Origin of the sequence: Paenarthrobacter sp. TAF1 (assembly GCF_052113825.1) — a bacterium.
Classification (GTDB): Bacteria; Actinomycetota; Actinomycetes; order Actinomycetales; family Micrococcaceae; genus Arthrobacter; species Arthrobacter nicotinovorans.
Genome location: NZ_JBFRDO010000001.1, coordinates 100,759 through 118,200 on the forward strand (window position 1 = coordinate 100,759; position 17,442 = coordinate 118,200).

Sequence of the window (17,442 nt, forward strand, 5' to 3'; positions counted from 1 at the left end):
GGATGAACTGAACAAAAGGAGCACGAATGGGAACGCTGGATAACAAGACCGCCATCGTCACGGGGTCTTCCCGCGGAATCGGCGCTGAAGTTGCCAAGATCCTCGCTGGCGAGGGTGCCGCCGTCGTCGTTAATTACCGCCAGAAGGCACCCCGCGCCAACAAGGTGGTGGCCGAAATCCAGGCGGCCGGCGGTCGTGCAGCTGCGGTTGGCGCAGACCTCACCACCGACGAAGGCGTGCATGCCCTGGCCAGCACAGCCATGGAGCAGTTCGGCTCCCTCGACGTGCTCGTGCTCAATGCCTCGGGAGGCATGGAAAGCGGCATGGAAGAGGGCTACGCGCTCAAACTGAACCGCGACGCACAGATCAACATGCTCAACGCTGCCGTGCCCCTCATGCCGGAAGGTTCGCGGGTGGTCTTCGTGACCAGTCACCAGGCTCACTTCGTGGAGACCGTTCCCACCATGCCTGAGTATGAGCCCGTGGCCAAGAGCAAGCGCGCTGGTGAAGACGCCCTCCGTGCGTTGCTGCCCAGCCTCGCAGACAAGGGCATCTCTCTTGTAGTGGTTTCCGGCGACATGATCGAGGGGACCGTAACGGCAACCCTTCTTGACCGGTCCAACCCGGGAGCCATCGAGGCCCGCCGCGCAGAAGCGGGCAAGTTGTACTCCGTGGAAGAGTTCGCCGCTGAGGTCGCCAAGATGGTGACAGCCGATGTCGAATCCGGACACACCGAGTATGTCGGCGGCGCGGACTACTTCAGCAAAAACGCCGAGTAACTGCGGCTTCTTTCGTTGCGGCCCGGGACTTGCCCCGGGCCGCTTCCTTTTAAGCAGCTTTTTAGATGATGACATTTTGATAAATTCTGACAAATCTCGCGTCACGAATTGCCAGTGATGGTTTTGTTATTCTTTTTTGCCATTTGTTAGGTCTTCTGATTGACTCAGCACTGCATCCGGACCCTTTATAACTTCAGTGCTTTTCTGGATGCTTTGCGCTTTACGGCCTTTCGACAGCCGTTCACGCATTAGTGCGGATTAGGAGCTTCTGTGGACCTGCTATTGCATGCGGATGGTATTCATGCCTCACATGACCAGCGCCGCATCCTCAAGGGTGTCGATTTCTCATTGCATCGAGGCGAGATACTTGGACTGATCGGAACCAACGGGGCAGGGAAGACCACCCTGATGGATGTCCTGTCGGGATCGCTCAGGCACGAGTCCGGATCCATGACGTTGGCGGGAGAAAAATACGGTCCCGATTCGCGCGAAGAAGCGCAGGCCTGTGGCGTGGGGATTGTTCCGCAGAACTTCCGCCTCGATCCCGGTATGACAGTGGCCGAGGCCGTGTACCGGGGCACCTTCCAATCCGGAAAGCCCCATACGGGACTTCGGGGTCCCGCCCTGAAACTCATCAAGGACGCCGGCTTGGACCTGGATCCTGACGCGAAGGTGGGCACCCTGGTCCGGGCCGAACAAACGCTCGTTGAAGTCTTGCGGATGGTGGCTGAGGAAGCACAACTGGTCATTATGGATGAAGTGGCTGCTTCCCTTCCTGATCACGACGTCGCCGCCCTGCACCAGGTCCTCCGAATGCTGATCAGCCAAGGGCGGGCGATCATCTACATCACCCACCGCCTCGATGAAGTCCATTCAATCGCGCACCGCATTGCCGTGTTGCGCGATGGCAGGGTCCACAGAGTCGTTGAGGCTAGCCGGACCGACGCCGATGAACTGGCTTTCCTCTTGCTGCAGCACAAACCGGCGGGCGGCCAGCGGCCTGCGGAGCCGGCCGGCGACGACGAGGTGCTGCGGGTCATGAACCTCAATGTTGGGGCCTCTGTCCGGGACGTGACCTTCAGCGTCGGCAAAGGCGAAATTTTCGGACTGCTCGGAACCCATCAATCGGGTGTCTATCACTTGCTCGAATCATTGGTGGGTAGGAGGCCCCGTACCTCGGGAGAGCTCTTCCTGCATGGACAGTCCATTGACATCCAGGGTCCTGAGGACGCCCTGCGGCACAGGATCGGTTACCTCTCGGACGACGCCGGACACGTGGAAACAACAACCAGTATTGCCACCGGCCTGCGTGAGGATTCTGTCGAAGCAGGATTGCAGGACGAGATTGCCGGGCTCCGTGGAGTGATAGACCTTGTGCGCCGCATGCGCATCAGCACGACGAACATCCACGGTTCTGTTACAAACCTGTCAGGCGGGGACCGCCAGAAGGTCTCCCTCGCCAAATGGATGACGAGCGGCTGTGACGTGTTGATCCTGAGTCATCCGAGCCGCGGCATCGACATCGGGGCGAAGGATGTTGTGTACCAGATGCTCAACGAACTGAGGGAGACAGGTGTCGCGATCATTCTGCTGTCCTCGGATCTCACGGAACTGGTCAACTGGTGCCACCGGATAGGAGTTGTCCGCGATGGTGAGCTTGTCACCATCGAGGCAAACGCCAACACCAATGAAGACGTTTTGGTCTACCACATGCTGGGCAAAGCCGTCGCCTCGGCAAACAGTGGTGCCCGGAGGGTGAAAAGCCAGCGCTTGGAGCCAGTGTCCGAAGACGGCCACTGACAGGGGACAGCCACTGATAAGGGACGGCCGCGGTCAAGCGGCCGTCCCCAAGCTGACGACCTTGATCAGATGGTGATTCCCTTGGCTACGTTGTTGAGTTTGTGACGGGCCAGGGCGAGGTTTGCGTAGGTACGATCGAGCACCAAGTACACAAACAATCCCTTGGAGTCACGTGAATTCAGGACGTTGATGAGGTGGTATTGCCCACCCAGGGTGATGAGAATGTCTTCGATATCTCCGTCCAGGCTGAGGTCAGCCATGGTGCGCAGCTTTGCGCTCACCACATTCGAGTTTCCGGCCGCCGCTACCCCGAGATCGAATCCGGGGTTTCCTCCCTGCGCGAGTGCCATGCCACTGGAATAGTCGACGACGGCCGCGCCAGTAGCGCCTTCAATGGACAGCAGTTGCTTTATGGCTTCATCAAGCGTGCTCATGTTGCATTCTTCCTGTTTGGTAATGACTTCAGTGGAATACGGGAGATGGACATTTGCCCTCGATTCCTCCAACAGGGTAGGCACATTTGCCGATTAAAAAGCAGCTCGATTCCAAGATTTCGTGAATAATCCGCGCTCGACCCATCGCGGGTAACAATCAAATTACGTATTCGAGTTCTTGCGTCACGAAATCGAGTCACGTGTTTCTTGTGACATTCGCATGCCGGGGTCCGACACCCCGAAAAGGAACGGTTTCGTCCGTCGTCCCTGGCCCGCGGGAGGGCTGTGCGCGTCTTCCGTGGTGCCTCCGAACCACGACTGCCGCCAGCGGCACCAGGACAAGCACGGCGAAGGACCCGATAAGGGCGGCTATCGCCGCACCAAGAATGAGTATGGCCATGAGGCCGATCTGGACAATCGTCGCGTCAAGGCCGGCCATGCCAACGGACGCTCCCACGTGTGTTTGCTGAATAACCATCTTTCGCTCCTGGGGATCTGGTTGCTGTGAGTCACCAATAGGTGGGACAGCAGCGTCGATCGTGTCGCGAAAAAACCGGGAAGTCCGTAGAGCCGGGTCAGACGTTTGCGATGTGCCGCACAGCGTCGAGGTAGGGCATATTGATCGCGGCGTCCGCCACTGCACGGACCGCGGGCTTGGCGTTGAATGCCACACCGATCCCGGCCGCGCCCAGCATGTCGAGGTCGTTCGCGCCGTCACCGACAGCGATCGTGTGCGCCAACTCGATTCCCTCGGCCGCAGCCCACTGCCTCAAGTACTTCTCCTTGGCAGCCCGATCGATGACGGCCCCCAGGACTTTGCCGGTCAACGCGCCGTCGACGATTTCAAGCTCATTGGCAATCCAGTAATCAAGGCCCAGATCTTCTGCGATGGGCCCAAGGATCTGGTTGAAGCCACCGGAAACAACAGCCACCACGTGGCCGGCCGCCTTGAACGCGGCCACGAGTTCTGCCGCCCCCAAGCTGAGGCGTACCTCGTCGCGGACGGAATTCACGACGTCGGCCGGCAGGCCCGCCAACACGGCCACACGGGCATGGAGACTCTGCGCAAAATCCAATTCACCCCGCATGGCAGCTTCGGTGACGGCAGCGACCTCTTCGCGCTTGCCCGCATATGCTGCGAGCAGCTCGATGACTTCCTGCTGGATGAGCGTTGAATCCACATCCATGATGAGCAGCTTGCGCCCTGCCTGCCGAAGGCTTGCAGGCACCAGGGCGGTATCGGCGCCCTCGACGGCAGCTTCGGCCACCCGGCGTCGAAGATTGGACAGCTCGGCGGGGGAATCAAGCCGCACGTTCAATTCAGACGTAAAGACGCCGAACCTGTCATCGCTGCTGTGTGATTCCGCTGACACTTCTGCGCCTGCGTCGGCCAGTACCTTGTGCACGCCCTCAAGCGAATCGGGGGAAAGTTTCACGCCATAGCTGACCGCAGCCAAGTTCGAAGTCATGGCTTCAATCCTACTGAGGGCGCTCCGTCCACCCGAAACTGTTTCGACTCATATACGAGCAGAAACATCAGTTATCAGTCATGTGCAGTTTTGTCCTAGTGTCTACTGCTATGAGTGATGTTCTGGAATTGGCCTCCGTCAGCGTTGTCCGCGGCAAGAAGACCCTGCTGGACAAGGTGGACTGGCAGGTCAACGAAGGCGAACGTTGGGTCATCCTTGGCCCGAACGGCGCGGGCAAGACGACTCTTCTCCAGATTGCGGCCGCGCGACTCCATCCCAGCAGCGGCAAGGCCGGGATCCTCGACGAAACCCTGGGTCGTGTCGATGTCTTCGAACTCCGGCCCCGGATCGGACTCTCCTCCGCAGCGCTGGCTACCCAGATCCCCGAGCATGAGAACGTCCTGAACGTAGTGGTCACTGCAGCGTACGGCGTCACCGGCCGCTGGCGGGAAGGCTATGAGCGCGACGACGAACGGCGCGCCTTTGGCCTCCTGAACGACTGGGGGATGGGCCCCCTTCTCAACCGCACCTTCGCAACATTGTCTGAAGGTGAGCGGAAGAGGGTACAGATCGCCCGCGCCCTGATGACCGACCCCGAACTGCTCTTGCTGGATGAGCCTGCCGCCGGCCTTGATCTTGGCGGCCGCGAAGAGCTGGTTCACAAACTTGGCGAACTCGCCAGCGACCCGGCCGCACCGGCCATGGTCCTGGTAACCCACCACCTTGAAGAAGTACCTCCGGGATTCACCCACGCCATGCTGCTCCGGGAAGGGGGCGTGGTGGCTGCCGGTCCCATCAAGGACGTCCTCACTGACGAGCACCTCGGCAACACCTTTGGCCTGGCGCTGGACGTTTCCGAAAACGCCGGGCGCTACACAGCCACCGCACGGCGCTAGGGCGGTCCGGGACAAACGTGGAGATTCTTAGCAGCATCCTGGTCTTTTTTGCGGGCTTGTGGGCCGGCACCATCAACGCAGTAGTCGGCTCGGGCACCTTGGTGACCTTCCCCGTGCTGATCGCCCTGGGTGTGGCGCCCGTCGTCGCTTCCATGAGCAACGCGATGGGTCTCGTAGCCGGTACGGCCGCTGGCGCCTGGGGTTACCGCCGCGAACTGGCCGGCCGCGGCAGGCAGCTGCTCAAGCTGATGCCGGCATCGCTGTTGGGTGGCATCACCGGCGCATGGCTGCTCCTCCACCTGCCGGAAAAGGTGTTTGGCTACGTGGCACCTGTGCTGCTGGTCGCAGCCTTGCTCATGGTGCTGTTCCAGCCCAAACTCCAGGCATGGATCCGCAACAGGGAACAGAACCCCGAGCATGCCATCAAGGACAAGAGCCACGGCATCCTCCTGGTGGTCCTGATCTACCTCGCCGGGGTTTACGGCGGTTACTTTGTGGCCGCGCAAGGAATCCTCCTGGTGGGGATCCTCGGAGTTTTCCTCTCCGGCACCATGCAAAATGCCAACGCCATGAAGAACATCCTCACCCTGACGGTGAACATGGTTGCCGCTGTTTCCTATCTCATCTTCGCCTTCGACAGAATCAACTGGTGGGTCGTCCTGCTCATTGCCGTCAGCTCCACGATCGGCGGGCTGCTTGGATCGAAGGTTGGCCGGAAGTTGTCGCCCAAGGTGCTGCGCGGCGTCATCTTCACCCTCGGTATTGTGGCGCTTGGCTTCATGATCGCCAACCTCCTGAAGTGATCCCGGGGTGACATTCCACTACCTTGAGTCCGCTGACGATCCACGCGTCAGTGACTACACAACACTTACCGATGTGCACCTCCGGAAGCTCCGGGAGCCTCGCGAGGGCATGTATATCGCCGAGTCATCCAGGGTCCTGCGCAGGGCGTTGGCCGCCGGCCACCAGCCGCGTTCCTTCTTCCTGGCCGAGAAGTGGCTGGAGGACCTCACCGACGTCTTCCAGGCCTATCCGGACGTGCCAGTATTCATTGGGAAAGCGGCACTCCTGGAGGAAATCACGGGCTTCCACCTCCACCGGGGAGCCATGGCCGCCATGCACCGCCCGGCTCCCGTCCCGCTGGAGGAGCTCCTGGCATCCGCCAGGCGCGTCGCCGTGCTCGAAGACATCGTGGACCACACCAATGTGGGGGCTATTTTCCGGTCGGCGGCTGCACTGGGGGTGGACGCCGTCCTGGTCTCGCCACGGTGCGGCGACCCGTTGTACCGCCGCAGCGTGCGCGTCAGCATGGGCACGGTCTTCCAGGTCCCCTGGGCACGTTTGGAGAGCTGGCCACAGGACCTGGGCCGCCTCAAGGAACAGGGCTTCACCGTGGCAGCCATGGAACTGACAGACGACGCCCTGGACCTTGACGACCTCGCCGCCAGGGAGCTCCCGAAACTGGCGCTGGTGCTGGGAACCGAAGGTGCCGGCATGAGCGCAGAGACCCTTGCCGCCGTCGACCTCGCCGTCAAGATCCCCATGCGCGCCGGCGTCGATTCCCTCAACGTGGCGGCTGCCTCCGCCGTGGCATTCTGGGAACTCCGTCCGCGGGGCTGACGCCGGTTCGTATGGCGTGTTCGTTTCGGCTATGATTGGTTGTTGGCCCGGAAGCTGGAATGTTGCATTGCAGTCCACGGACCACCTCCATTCATACCTGGCAGCTGGCAAAATCCAGTTGCGTGAACAAAAGGTCCCATTATGAAGTCTGATATCCACCCGAAGTACGAAGCTGTTGTATTCAACGACCTGGCTTCCGGTACGCAGTTCCTGACCAAGTCCACCGTGTCTTCCTCGAAGACCATCGAGTGGGAAGACGGAAACACCTACCCGGTTATCGACGTCGAAATCTCCTCGGAGTCCCACCCGTTCTACACGGGCAAGCAGCGCATCATGGACTCCGCTGGCCGCGTCGAGCGCTTCAACGCCCGCTTCAAGGGCTTCGGCGGCAAGAAGTAACCACTTCACCCCAAGGCTTTCAAAAGCCCGCATTACCGGATTCTCCGGCAATGCGGGCTTTTGCGTTTTCCGGCAAGATGGAAACCATGACTTCCCAGCCGACACCTGAAACCGATAACGACGACGCCGGGACCCGCCTTCACGGCGAATATAAAGTTCCCGGCGGCAAACTGGTGGTTGTGGACCTGGATGTGGTGGACGGCCTGTTTGCCAACGTTTCGCTGAGCGGCGACTTCTTCCTCGAACCCGATGAAGCCCTGCAGGACATCAATGGGGCACTGACAGGACTTCCCGGGAACTCAACAGCAGCAGATATTGCCGCGGCGGTCAGCGCCGGATTGCCCGCCGGCGCAGCGCTGTTCGGTTTCTCCGCAGAGGCTGTGGCCATTACAGTCCGACGCGCATTGTCCAAAGCCACCAGCTGGGACGACCACCAGTGGGACGTCATCCCGCCGTCAGTTCTCCCGACCCATGTGAACGTCGCACTGGACGAAGTACTGACCGAAGAAGTCGGCGCCGGGTTGCGTAATCCCACGCTAAGGTTCTGGGACTGGGAGGAGCCATCAGTAGTCATCGGCAGCTTCCAATCGGTCAAGAACGAGGTTGATCCTGAGGGCGTTGCCCGCCACGGCATCACCGTGGTCCGCCGGATCAGCGGCGGCGGAGCCATGTTCATGGAGGCCGGCAACTGCATCACGTATTCCCTGTACCTGCCACAGACCCTGGTGGACGGCATCAGCTTCGCCGACTCATACGCGTTCCTGGATGCCTGGGTCATGGCAGCACTCGAGAAGCTGGGAATCACCGCTTTTTATGTGCCCCTCAATGACATCGCAACGGACCAGGGCAAGATCGGCGGAGCCGCCCAGAAGCGGCTTGCCAACGGCGGCATGCTCCATCACGTCACCATGAGCTACGACATCGACGCCGACAAAATGGTCGAAGTGCTGCGGATCGGCAAGGAGAAGCTTTCGGACAAGGGCACCCGCAGCGCCAAGAAACGCGTGGACCCCTTGCGTCGCCAGACCGGCATGGCGCGGGCCGCAATCCTGCAGGCCATGCAGGATGTCTTTACCGAGCGATACGGTGCCTCAGAGTCCGTGCTCACTGAAGCAGAGCTCGCAGAAGCCAGGAAACGCGTGGACTCCAAGTTCGGTACCAGTGAATGGCTGAAGCGGGTTCCCTGACCATCATGACCGGAGTTGGAAACTGCCGGGTTCTGGATACTGTCGGGTTCACTGCGCACGCCCATGCACCGGCCGGGCGTTCACCGGGGGCTCGCCAACTTCGTCGATGGTATGGCCGCTGCAGGCAGTTGTGGTGACGCTGGCCCCTTCGATGCGGGAAACGGTAAACCATCTCATCGCGTCGCGCAGCCGGCACCACCCCACCAGGTACCACCGGCCGTTCGTGGAGGCGAAAAGCACAGGTTCCACGTCGCGGATGGTCGTAGTCCCGTCGGCCGAGGTGTAACTGATACGGACCACTCGCTGCGCGGCCATTGCTTCCTCCAGCGCTGACCTGGTTTTGCGCGACGGGGAGCGAACCTCATTGACCCAGATGCGACCGGCCAGTTCGTCTGCTTTAGCCTTGGTTCCGGGATCGAGGACGTCCAGGATTTTGTGGATACCCGCTGCGGCCAGGTCTGCGTACGGCGCATCGGGCGCTGCGGACACAGCCGCCATGAGGGCCACGGCCTGCGCCGGGGACAGGGTGACGGGCGGCAGGGAGGACCCTGCAGCCAGTCCGTAACCACCGCCGGGACCTGGGCGGGACCAGATGGGCGCCCCACTGTTCTCCAGGGCATCAAGGTCTCTCTTGACGGTTCGTACGGATACCGCGAACTCCCTGGCCAGCATTTCGGCGGAGACCCCCCGGGCTCCGCTGCGGCGCAATATCTCAGAGAGGGCATGGAGCCGTTCGACTCTTCTCACTGTTCGAATCTTCCCAAATTCATGACACAAATAGTGACATACCCTTGTCCACGGCGCCTGCGAGGGTGGTGTCATGACAACTTCCACTAACCGCCCAACCATCATTCTCCTCGCCGGCCACTGGTTGGGCGCTTGGGCCTGGGACGAGGTCCTGGAACACTTGGGGTCCCATGACTCACGCGCGACGGCATTGACCTTGCCCGGCCTCGATCCCGACGACCCCGACCGTGCCGCGAGGACCCTCGACGATCAGGCAGCAGCGATACTGGACGCCATGGCGCGACTCGGGGTATCCGAAGACCAGCCGGCGGTCCTCGTCGCCCACAGTGGTGCAAACGCACCTGCCAGCCTCGTCCTGGACCGACGCCCAGAGCTCATCCACCGAATGGTCTGGGTAGACTCGGGCCCTCTGGCGCCAGGAAGTATCTTCGCCCCGGACTTTCCGGACGGCTTGGCGGAGCTTCCGTTGCCGTCCATCGATGTCCTCGCAAGCCAAGCGAGCCTGGAAGGCCTGAACACCGGGGACCTTGAGCGCTTCCAGGCCAGGGCCGTCCCGGAACCCGGCCCCGTGCTTCGTCAGCCCGTCGAGCTCACGAACGATGCCCGCCGCAAGGTCCCCACCACACTGGTGTGCTGCTCGATACCCGGCACGACCGTGTTGGAGCTCGCCCTCTCAGGCCATGGCATGTTTGCCGAAGTCGCGCACATCGAGAACCTCGACGTTCTTGACCTCCCCACGGGGCACTGGCCCATGTGGAGCCGTCCCCGCGACCTCGCCAGGGCCATTCAGTCAGAAGCTACCCGGAACAACTGAAGAGCATTCCTGGACCGCCGGCGCGGAGAGCCTGCGCAGCCTGCAGGAGCAGGAACGGGCTTGGGTCCGGTCCTGAATGACAGCTAAACCTGTGCCGACTGTGCTGTGTTTGCCGACTGCGCTGTGAGGGACCGCACGAGGTGGCTCCGCTGCTCAATGATGATGCGCCGTAACGCGCGCGGGGCATCAGAGTGGTGGTGGAGCCATTCATCCGTCCTGAGCACGACCGGGTGGCCGGAGGGCTCCATTCCCTCCGCGAGGTCCTGGGCCGCCGGGAAGAGGCCCCTGACGATCCTGCCGGCAATTTCAATGCTCCGCTCGGCCCATACACGCTCAAGGCATTCGAAATAGGGCTCGACATAGGACGCCAGCATGTCACTGGGCGCAGTGGCGAAGCCGGCAATTGTGGCGCTGAGGATCTCGTTGGAGAGGCCCGTGGTGTTGACGGCCAGGTCCCAGGCTGCCGCCTTCACGGCAGCATCCGGGCGGGCAGCGGACGCCAACGCGTGCCCTTCCTTGCCTGACGCTGTCTTATCCGCTTCGAGTTGCCTGTCCAGCTCGGCCTGGGATGCCTCGCCGTGCGCGGCCAGGGCCTGCCAGAAGCTCCATCGCAGCTCTGCGTCGACAGTCAAGCCCTCCACTACTGTGGTGCCGTCAAGGATGCTGCGCAGCAAGGGGAGCTGACTGTCACCGTGGCGTGAGACCTCTGCCAACGTTCTGGCCCACGCCAGCTGCGCGTCGGAGCCGGGAGCCGAAGCCCGCAGTTGATGAGCCGCGACAGCCAGGAAATCCGTGCGAACGCTGTCCCTGGACCGTGCGGGTACGAAGCGTTCAATGGCGCCGGAGGCGTTTCCGAGCACATTTTGGAGGACTCCGATGCCGGATTCTGCCGGAGCGAACTGCTCCACCGCGCTCACGTACCGTGCAGCAGGCCTCACGCCGTCCCGGGCAGAATCCCACAGTGCCGTCCAGCACAACGCCCGGGCCATGGGGTCCTGGATTTTATCCAGCGAGGTACGCACCGTGCGCTCGGAGACAGGATCAAGCCGTACCTTGGCGTAGCTCAGGTCGTCATCATTGACCAGCAACAAAGCCGGACGCTTCTTGCCTGCAAGCCCGGAGACGAGGGTGCTGGGACCTGCGACATCCACTTCCAGGCTTTCCAACCTGAGCAAAGCGCCGGTCTGGTCGGCGTCGTACAGTCCAAGGCGCATACGGTGGGGCCGGAGTTCCTGGTGGCCGGTCAAGGGATCGATGGCTTCCTGCTCCAGCATCACCGCGCCCATCACACCATCGTCCTCCACGATGTCGGCCGTGATGGTCGAGATACCGGAGGTCTGCAGCCACTGCCTGGCCCAATCGCCGAGGTCCCGTCCCGAGGCTTCGCTGAGGGCCTTCAGCAGATCCTGCAGGGACGTATTACCGAAGGCATGCTCGCGGAAGTACTGCCGGGATCCGGCAATGAAGGCATCGAAGCCCACGTAAGCCACCAGTTGCTTCAGCACTGAGGCACCCTTGGCATAGGTGATTCCGTCAAAGTTCTGTTTTGCGGCCTCAAGATCCGGAATATCCGCCACAATCGGGTGCGTCGTGGGCAGTTGGTCCTGGACGTAGGCCCACGCTTTGCGTTTGCTGGCGAAGTTTATCCAGGCTGTGTCCCAGTCGGTGGCCCGGTCCACACCCAGGGTTCCCATGAAATCGGCGAACGATTCCTTCAGCCACAGATCGTCCCACCAGGTCATGGTCACGAGATCGCCGAACCACATGTGCGCCATCTCGTGCATGAGGGTGTTTGCCCTGGCCTGGTACTGGGCATCGGTGGCACGTGAAGCATAGACGTACTTTTCGGTGAAGGTCACCAACCCGGGGTTTTCCATGGCGCCCAGGTTGTACTCGGGCACGAAGGCCTGATCATATTTGCCCCAGGGGTACGGATAGTCGAAAAGCCTGTTGAAGAAGGCCAGGCCGCTCTTGGTGAGCCGGAACAGTTCCTCGGCATCGAAGGACGGCGCCAAGGATGCGCGGCAGTAAAGTGCCAGCGGAACATCCAGGCGGGTGCCGTCGTCGAGCGTTGCATCCCAGTGGTCGGTGGCTTTGAAGTAGGGGCCCGCCAGCACAGTGGTGATGTAGGTGGACATCCGTTCAGTGGTGGCAAAGTCCCACTGAGAAACGTCCTCAGAGCCCGGCACCGGCACCCGGGCGGCCTCCGAGCCGTTGGACGCGACTTCCCAACCCGACGGCGCAATGACGTGGAACGTGAATTCCGCTTTGAGGTCGGGCTGTTCGAAGTTGGCGAAAACACGCCGGCAGTCCGCCGGTTCGTACTGGGTGTAGAGGTAGCACTGCCCGTCGGCAGGGTCCACGAAACGGTGCATTCCCTCACCGGAACGGCTGTAAAGGGCTGTCCCTGTAACCGTCACGGTGTTCTCCGTTGCGAGGCCCTCCAGGATGATTCTGTCCTGGTCCACCACTGTTCCTACATCCAAGGCGCGTCCGTTCAACACCACGGACTGCACGCCCCCACTGATGAAATCGAGGAAGGTGTCGGAGCCGGCCCGGGCCGAAAAAGTGATGGTGCTGGAGCTTGGATATCCGCTGACTGCGGGATCCGCCGCGTCCCGGACATCAAGGGTGACGTCGTAACTGTGGGTGGTAATCAGGGCTGAACGGGTAGCGGCTTCATCGCGCGACAGATTGTGATTCGACACACAGCTATCTAATCATGATCCAGGCAGCCCCCAGGCCCAGTGAAGCGATGATCAGCCAGGACCCCAGTGCCACCACGGCAGCACGTCCCCCGGTATGGATCAGCGTCCTGACACGCACGGCAGAGCCCAGACCGAAAAGCGCCGACGCCAGCAAAATGTCCTGTGCCACCGCCGCCGCTTCCAGGAGTTCCGGAGGCGTCCATCCGAGCGAGCGGACCGCGACCATGGCGATGAAGCCGACCACGAAAAGCGGCACGATGGGCGGGAAACGGCCGTCCGCATTGTCCGCATCCGCTGAACCGTTGGCGCGTTGACGGACATGCTGGACCCGCTGATGCAATCCTGCCGCGGCCACAATGGGGGCCAGGAGGATCACCCGCGTCAGCTTAACGACGACGGCGATCGCCAGGGCCGCTGTTCCTGCCGTTTGCGCTGTGGCCACCACCTGGCCGACATCGTGCACGGAAGCGCCCGTCCATGCCCCGAACTGCTCCGGACTCAGCATCAACGGATGCATCAGCAGGGGCAGGACGCCAATGGCCAAGGTCCCGCAAAGGGTGACCAGTGCGACGGGCAGCACCGTGTCCTGGTGTTTGATGCGCCGCACTGCGGCCATGGCGCCGATGGCGGAGGCCCCGCAAATGGAGAAGCCCGTAGCAATCAGCAAGGAAGCCTCACCGGGCAGGCGCAGCAATCTCGCCAGGCCGTAGGTTCCGGCGAAACTGGCCAGGACCACCCCGGCTATCAGGAGCAGGGACAACCAGCCGAGTCCCAACACGTCACCCACACTGACTTTGAGGCCGAGCAACACAATGCCCGCACGCATCAGGTGCTTTCCGGCGAAGTCCAGGCCGGGCCGGGCGCGCCCCGCAACGACCACCGCCGTGCCCGGTATATTTGCTGAGAGCAAACCCAAAGCAACAGCAAGCGTCATGACCGGTATGACTGAAACCGCAGGCAGCAGTGCGTGCATGGCGAAGGCAAGGCCGGTCGCGGCAACGCTCAGGACCAACCCTGGCCCCAGCCGTGACAGCTGGGACGCGAGTCTGTTGAAGGGCATGCCTCAACCCTGCCGGATGGGGGCACGGAAGGCGAAACCGGGAGCACCCGGAAACCGCGACACAATCAGTGCGTAATGCGCTCGACTCAAAAAGGTGATTGTCTGAATCCCATGTCTGACCTATTCCAGGATTACTCCGAGGCCGCTGCACGCAGTGGAGCCTACGACGAGATGTTTGCCCCCGGCCACGTTGCCAGAAAATCCTACGGTCAGGTCTCCGGTGCGCTCCGCGAGCTTTCCCTCGCAGATGTCACCGCCCGTGCCGACTCCATGGCACGGACCTTCCTGGACCGTGGCGTCACTTTCGACTACGCGGGGGAGGAGCGTCCCTTCCCCCTGGACATCGTCCCGCGTGTCATCCCGGCCGATGAGTGGGATGTGCTCGAACGCGGAGTTGCCCAGCGGGTCAAAGCACTTGAAGCATTCCTCAACGACGTTTACGGGCGGATGGCCGTAGTGGCCGATGGCGTGATTCCACGCCAGCTCGTCACCACCAGCGCCCATTTCCACCGGGCGGTCCACGGTTTTGAACCCTCCGGCGGCGTCCGCGTCCATGTTTCGGGCATCGACGTCGTCCGTGACGCTGCCGGCACGTTCCGGGTACTCGAGGACAATGTTCGTGTCCCGTCCGGCGTCAGCTACGTGCTGGAAAACCGCAGGGCCATGGCGAAAGGCTTGCCCGAAGCCTTCGGGCAGCAGCACATCAGGCCGGTTGAAGAGTATCCGCGGCGGCTACTGTCGGCGCTGCGCAAGACCGCACCCGCCGGCGTCGATGATCCGACAGTGGTTGTCCTGACCCCGGGTGTCTTCAACAGCGCATATTTCGAACACACACTCCTGGCCGGGCTGATGGGCGTGGAGCTGGTGGAAGGCCGGGACCTCATTTGCCGCGGCAACCGCGTCTACATGCGGACCACGGCCGGCGAACAGCGTGTGGACGTCATCTACAAACGCATCGATGACGATTTCCTCGATCCCCTGCAGTTCCGCTCGGATTCGATGCTCGGCTGCCCTGGCCTGGTCAACGCCGCCCGTGCCGGGGGAGTGACCATCGCCAACGCGGTGGGCAACGGGGTGGCCGATGACAAGCTCGTCTACAGCTACGTGCCTGACCTGATCCGGTACTACCTCCACGAAGAACCCATCATCGCCAACGTCGACACTTTCCGGCTTGAGGAAAAGGAAGCCAGGGAACATGTCCTGGACCGCCTCGAGGAACTGGTGGTCAAACCCGTCGACGGTTCGGGTGGAAAGGGGCTGGTCATCGGTCCCGACGCTTCCAAGGAAGAACTGGACGCCTTGCGCAAGCGCGTCATCGCCGATCCCCGCGGCTGGATTGCCCAGCCAGTGCTCCAGCTTTCCACGGTTCCGACACTCTCCGGAGACAAGTTCGGGCCCCGCCACGTCGACTTGCGGCCTTTCGCAGTGAACGACGGCGACGACGTCTGGGTTCTGCCCGGCGGCCTCACCCGGGTTGCCCTCAAGGAGGGCTCGCTGATCGTCAATTCCAGCCAGGGCGGTGGTTCCAAAGACACCTGGGTTCTGGCGAACTCGCCCCAGATGCCGGCCGAGGTGATCCCGCGGCAGTCTGTCACCCTGCGGGAACAGGTTTCCGTATGGCCGGTCGAAAGCAACTGGCGCGACCGCCAAACGGAGCAGCAGCAGTGAACCCGTTCCAACCACCACTTGAACTTCGACATGCACCACGCGAAGGAGGCACAGCCGCATGCTGAGCCGTATTGCTGAGTCACTCTTTTGGATCGGCCGCTACGTAGAGCGGGCCGACGGTACTGCCCGGATCCTGGATGTGCACCTGGAGCGCCTGAACCACCTGCCCCTTGAGGAGCAGCGCAGCGTAGCCAGGGAACTCCTCGCTGTCATGGGTGCCAAGCCCCAGAGCGACGATTTCGGCCTGCCGGAACTGCTTCATGCCCTGGCCTACGACAAACAGAGTGCCTCGTCCATTGCAGGGTCCCTCGGGGCAGCCCGTGAGAACGCACGTCGTGCCAGGGAAACGGTGTCCCAATCCCTTTGGGAGAGCCTGAACACTACTTATTACGGCTTGAACCAGCATCGCAAGGACGTGGTGGGAACGTATCGTTTCTGCAACTGGGTCCTGGAACGGACCGCCATGGTGCGCGGACTTGCCGACACCACGGTCAGCCACGACGAAAGCTGGCTGTTCATGGTGCTGGGCCGTTCCCTGGAACGTGCGGACATGACTGCCCGGATGCTGTCCACCCGCGATGTCCAGTCCGCTGGTATGTCCTGGGTGAACATGCTGCGCTGCGCAGGCGCGTACGAATCCTTCATCCGCACCAGGCGGGCGGCGTTCGGCGACCAGCACGCGGCCGAATTCCTGCTCCTGGACCGCCTGTTCCCGCGCTCCATCGTGTACGCATTGCGCGATGCCGATGAGTGCCTCGCGAAACTGGACCCCTCGGCACAGCGCGTCGGCTTCATCAACGATGCCCGCCGCATTGTGGGACAGGCACGTACCTTCCTCGAGTTCCACCGCACCGATGACCTCATGTCGGAACTGCCTGAGCACATGGAACGTGTGCAGAAGGCCGTGACGCAGGCATCGGACGCGATTTCCCGTAAGTACTTCAATCAGGCTGATGAGCACGCCTGGGTGGGAGAAGTTTCATGACCCGGCTGAGCATCGTCCACAAGACGGCTTACAAATACAACCGCCGCGTGACGTTGTCCTACAACGAGGCCCGGATGACACCGCTGACCGACGGCCAGCAGGTGGTGCTGGAGTCCTCACTCAAGGTCTCTCCCAACCAGGCCTCGGTCAGCACCTACCGCGACTACTGGGGAACCCGCGTCACCGCTTTCGACATGCAGATGCCCCACGAGAGCCTGGAGGTCCTTGCCACGGCCACCGTGGAAGTGCACCGCACAGAGCGGGTCGCCGTGGAGGACGACATCGTGGGATGGGACGTCATGGCTTCCGAAAAAATCCAGGACGAATTCAGCGATTGGCTTCCGCAGTCACGGCTCAGCGGGCCGGGGGAAGAAGTCCTCGGCATCGTTCCCGGGATTGTTGACGGCAAGAATCCCCACGAAGCCGCACTGGCGGTTTTCGCATGGATGGCCGGCGAGATGACCTATATGAAGGGCACCACCGGGGTGACGACAAACGCAGAACAGGCGTGGTCTCAACGGCAGGGGGTATGCCAGGACCTGGCCCACCTTGCCATCGGAGCCTTGCGTTGCAGTGGCATCCCGGCGCGTTACGTTTCCGGCTACATCCATCCCCGGTCCTCGGCAGACATCGGGGAGACGGTGGCCGGCCAGTCCCACGCCTGGCTGGAATGGTGGGACGGGGAATGGCGCAGCTGGGACCCCACCAACCACAAGCCCGCGGGCGACTACCACGTCACTGTTGCCAGGGGACGCGACTACAGGGATGTGCCACCCTTGAAGGGCATCCTCTCCGGCGGCGGCGGATCCGGGCTCTCCGTGTCCGTGGAGATCACCCGGCTCGCATAGGAATCCAAAGACAAGCAAGGCCCTTAAG

At 62.1% G+C, this 17,442-nt stretch carries 17 protein-coding genes; 12 read left to right on the forward strand and 5 right to left on the reverse strand.

The features are described from left to right. The first annotated feature begins 26 nt into the window (after positions 1 to 26). Positions 27 to 779 (forward strand): SDR family oxidoreductase, encoded by a 753-nt coding sequence (locus AB4Y81_RS00460; RefSeq protein WP_018777592.1) that lies wholly within the window; start codon positions 27 to 29, stop codon positions 777 to 779. A gap of 270 nt (positions 780 to 1,049) precedes the next feature. Further along, on the forward strand, positions 1,050 to 2,579 hold the full coding sequence (locus tag AB4Y81_RS00465) for an ATP-binding cassette domain-containing protein (protein ID WP_441994826.1): 1,530 nt from the start codon (positions 1,050 to 1,052) through the stop codon (positions 2,577 to 2,579). Between the two features lie 65 nt (positions 2,580 to 2,644). Here AB4Y81_RS00465 and AB4Y81_RS00470 read toward each other — a convergent pair whose 3' ends face one another. Further along, positions 2,645 to 3,013 carry a hypothetical protein gene (locus tag AB4Y81_RS00470; RefSeq protein WP_018777594.1) on the reverse strand — a complete coding sequence of 123 codons (369 nt, stop codon included), beginning with the start codon at positions 3,011 to 3,013 and terminating at the stop codon, positions 2,645 to 2,647. A 301-nt stretch (positions 3,014 to 3,314) separates the two neighbouring features. Between AB4Y81_RS00470 and AB4Y81_RS00475 the strand changes: the two genes are divergently transcribed. Further along, entirely contained in the window at positions 3,315 to 3,521 is a 207-nt protein-coding gene (locus tag AB4Y81_RS00475; protein WP_156369819.1) for a hypothetical protein, read from the forward strand. Positions 3,522 to 3,588: 67 nt separating this feature from the next. Here the strand turns inward: AB4Y81_RS00475 and serB are convergent, their stop codons facing one another. Then, positions 3,589 to 4,482, reverse strand: a complete 894-nt coding sequence (serB, locus tag AB4Y81_RS00480) for a phosphoserine phosphatase SerB (protein ID WP_055975746.1) — start codon at positions 4,480 to 4,482, stop codon at positions 3,589 to 3,591. Positions 4,483 to 4,592: 110 nt separating this feature from the next. On the opposite strand from serB, the gene AB4Y81_RS00485 reads away from it, so the two are divergent. The 5 genes from AB4Y81_RS00485 (at position 4,593) to AB4Y81_RS00505 (ending at position 8,584) form a co-directional block, all read left to right on the forward strand. After that, positions 4,593 to 5,378, forward strand: coding sequence for an ABC transporter ATP-binding protein (locus AB4Y81_RS00485; protein ID WP_039241258.1), 786 nt, complete (start codon positions 4,593 to 4,595; stop codon positions 5,376 to 5,378). 17 nt (positions 5,379 to 5,395) lie between these two features. Next, positions 5,396 to 6,181, forward strand: a complete 786-nt coding sequence (locus tag AB4Y81_RS00490) for a sulfite exporter TauE/SafE family protein (RefSeq protein ID WP_018777598.1) — start codon at positions 5,396 to 5,398, stop codon at positions 6,179 to 6,181. Between the two features lie 7 nt (positions 6,182 to 6,188). Beyond that, the gene (locus AB4Y81_RS00495) at positions 6,189 to 6,998 is read left to right on the forward strand and encodes a TrmH family RNA methyltransferase (RefSeq protein ID WP_039241262.1); all 810 of its coding nucleotides are present in this window, start codon (positions 6,189 to 6,191) and stop codon (positions 6,996 to 6,998) included. Between the two features lie 141 nt (positions 6,999 to 7,139). Then, positions 7,140 to 7,397 (forward strand): type B 50S ribosomal protein L31, encoded by a 258-nt coding sequence (locus AB4Y81_RS00500; RefSeq protein ID WP_017200906.1) that lies wholly within the window; start codon positions 7,140 to 7,142, stop codon positions 7,395 to 7,397. A gap of 86 nt (positions 7,398 to 7,483) precedes the next feature. After that, the gene (locus AB4Y81_RS00505; protein WP_441994828.1) at positions 7,484 to 8,584 is read left to right on the forward strand and encodes a lipoate--protein ligase family protein; all 1,101 of its coding nucleotides are present in this window, start codon (positions 7,484 to 7,486) and stop codon (positions 8,582 to 8,584) included. 48 nt (positions 8,585 to 8,632) lie between these two features. Here the strand turns inward: AB4Y81_RS00505 and AB4Y81_RS00510 are convergent, their stop codons facing one another. Beyond that, positions 8,633 to 9,331: a helix-turn-helix transcriptional regulator gene (locus AB4Y81_RS00510; RefSeq protein WP_441994830.1), complete on the reverse strand. Its 699-nt coding sequence runs from the start codon at positions 9,329 to 9,331 to the stop codon at positions 8,633 to 8,635. Positions 9,332 to 9,404: 73 nt separating this feature from the next. On the opposite strand from AB4Y81_RS00510, the gene AB4Y81_RS00515 reads away from it, so the two are divergent. Further along, positions 9,405 to 10,145 (forward strand): alpha/beta fold hydrolase, encoded by a 741-nt coding sequence (locus AB4Y81_RS00515; RefSeq protein WP_110504633.1) that lies wholly within the window; start codon positions 9,405 to 9,407, stop codon positions 10,143 to 10,145. 83 nt (positions 10,146 to 10,228) lie between these two features. On the opposite strand, the gene pepN is transcribed toward AB4Y81_RS00515, so the two are convergent. Further along, entirely contained in the window at positions 10,229 to 12,853 is a 2,625-nt protein-coding gene (gene pepN / locus AB4Y81_RS00520) for an aminopeptidase N (protein ID WP_441994832.1), read from the reverse strand. Positions 12,854 to 12,857: 4 nt separating this feature from the next. Beyond that, entirely contained in the window at positions 12,858 to 13,913 is a 1,056-nt protein-coding gene (locus tag AB4Y81_RS00525; RefSeq protein WP_018777604.1) for a YeiH family protein, read from the reverse strand. A gap of 111 nt (positions 13,914 to 14,024) precedes the next feature. Between AB4Y81_RS00525 and AB4Y81_RS00530 the strand changes: the two genes are divergently transcribed. The 3 genes from AB4Y81_RS00530 to AB4Y81_RS00540 are packed head-to-tail and all read left to right on the forward strand — an operon-like array spanning position 14,025 to position 17,414. Next, positions 14,025 to 15,581 (forward strand): circularly permuted type 2 ATP-grasp protein, encoded by a 1,557-nt coding sequence (locus AB4Y81_RS00530; RefSeq protein ID WP_039241274.1) that lies wholly within the window; start codon positions 14,025 to 14,027, stop codon positions 15,579 to 15,581. 58 nt (positions 15,582 to 15,639) lie between these two features. Further along, a complete protein-coding gene (locus AB4Y81_RS00535; protein ID WP_018777606.1) occupies positions 15,640 to 16,566 on the forward strand; it encodes an alpha-E domain-containing protein in 927 nt (308 codons plus the stop codon). After that, positions 16,563 to 17,414, forward strand: a complete 852-nt coding sequence (locus tag AB4Y81_RS00540) for a transglutaminase family protein (protein ID WP_018777607.1) — start codon at positions 16,563 to 16,565, stop codon at positions 17,412 to 17,414. Before AB4Y81_RS00535 ends, AB4Y81_RS00540 begins: the two co-directional genes overlap by 4 nt. Positions 17,415 to 17,442 lie beyond the last annotated feature (28 nt).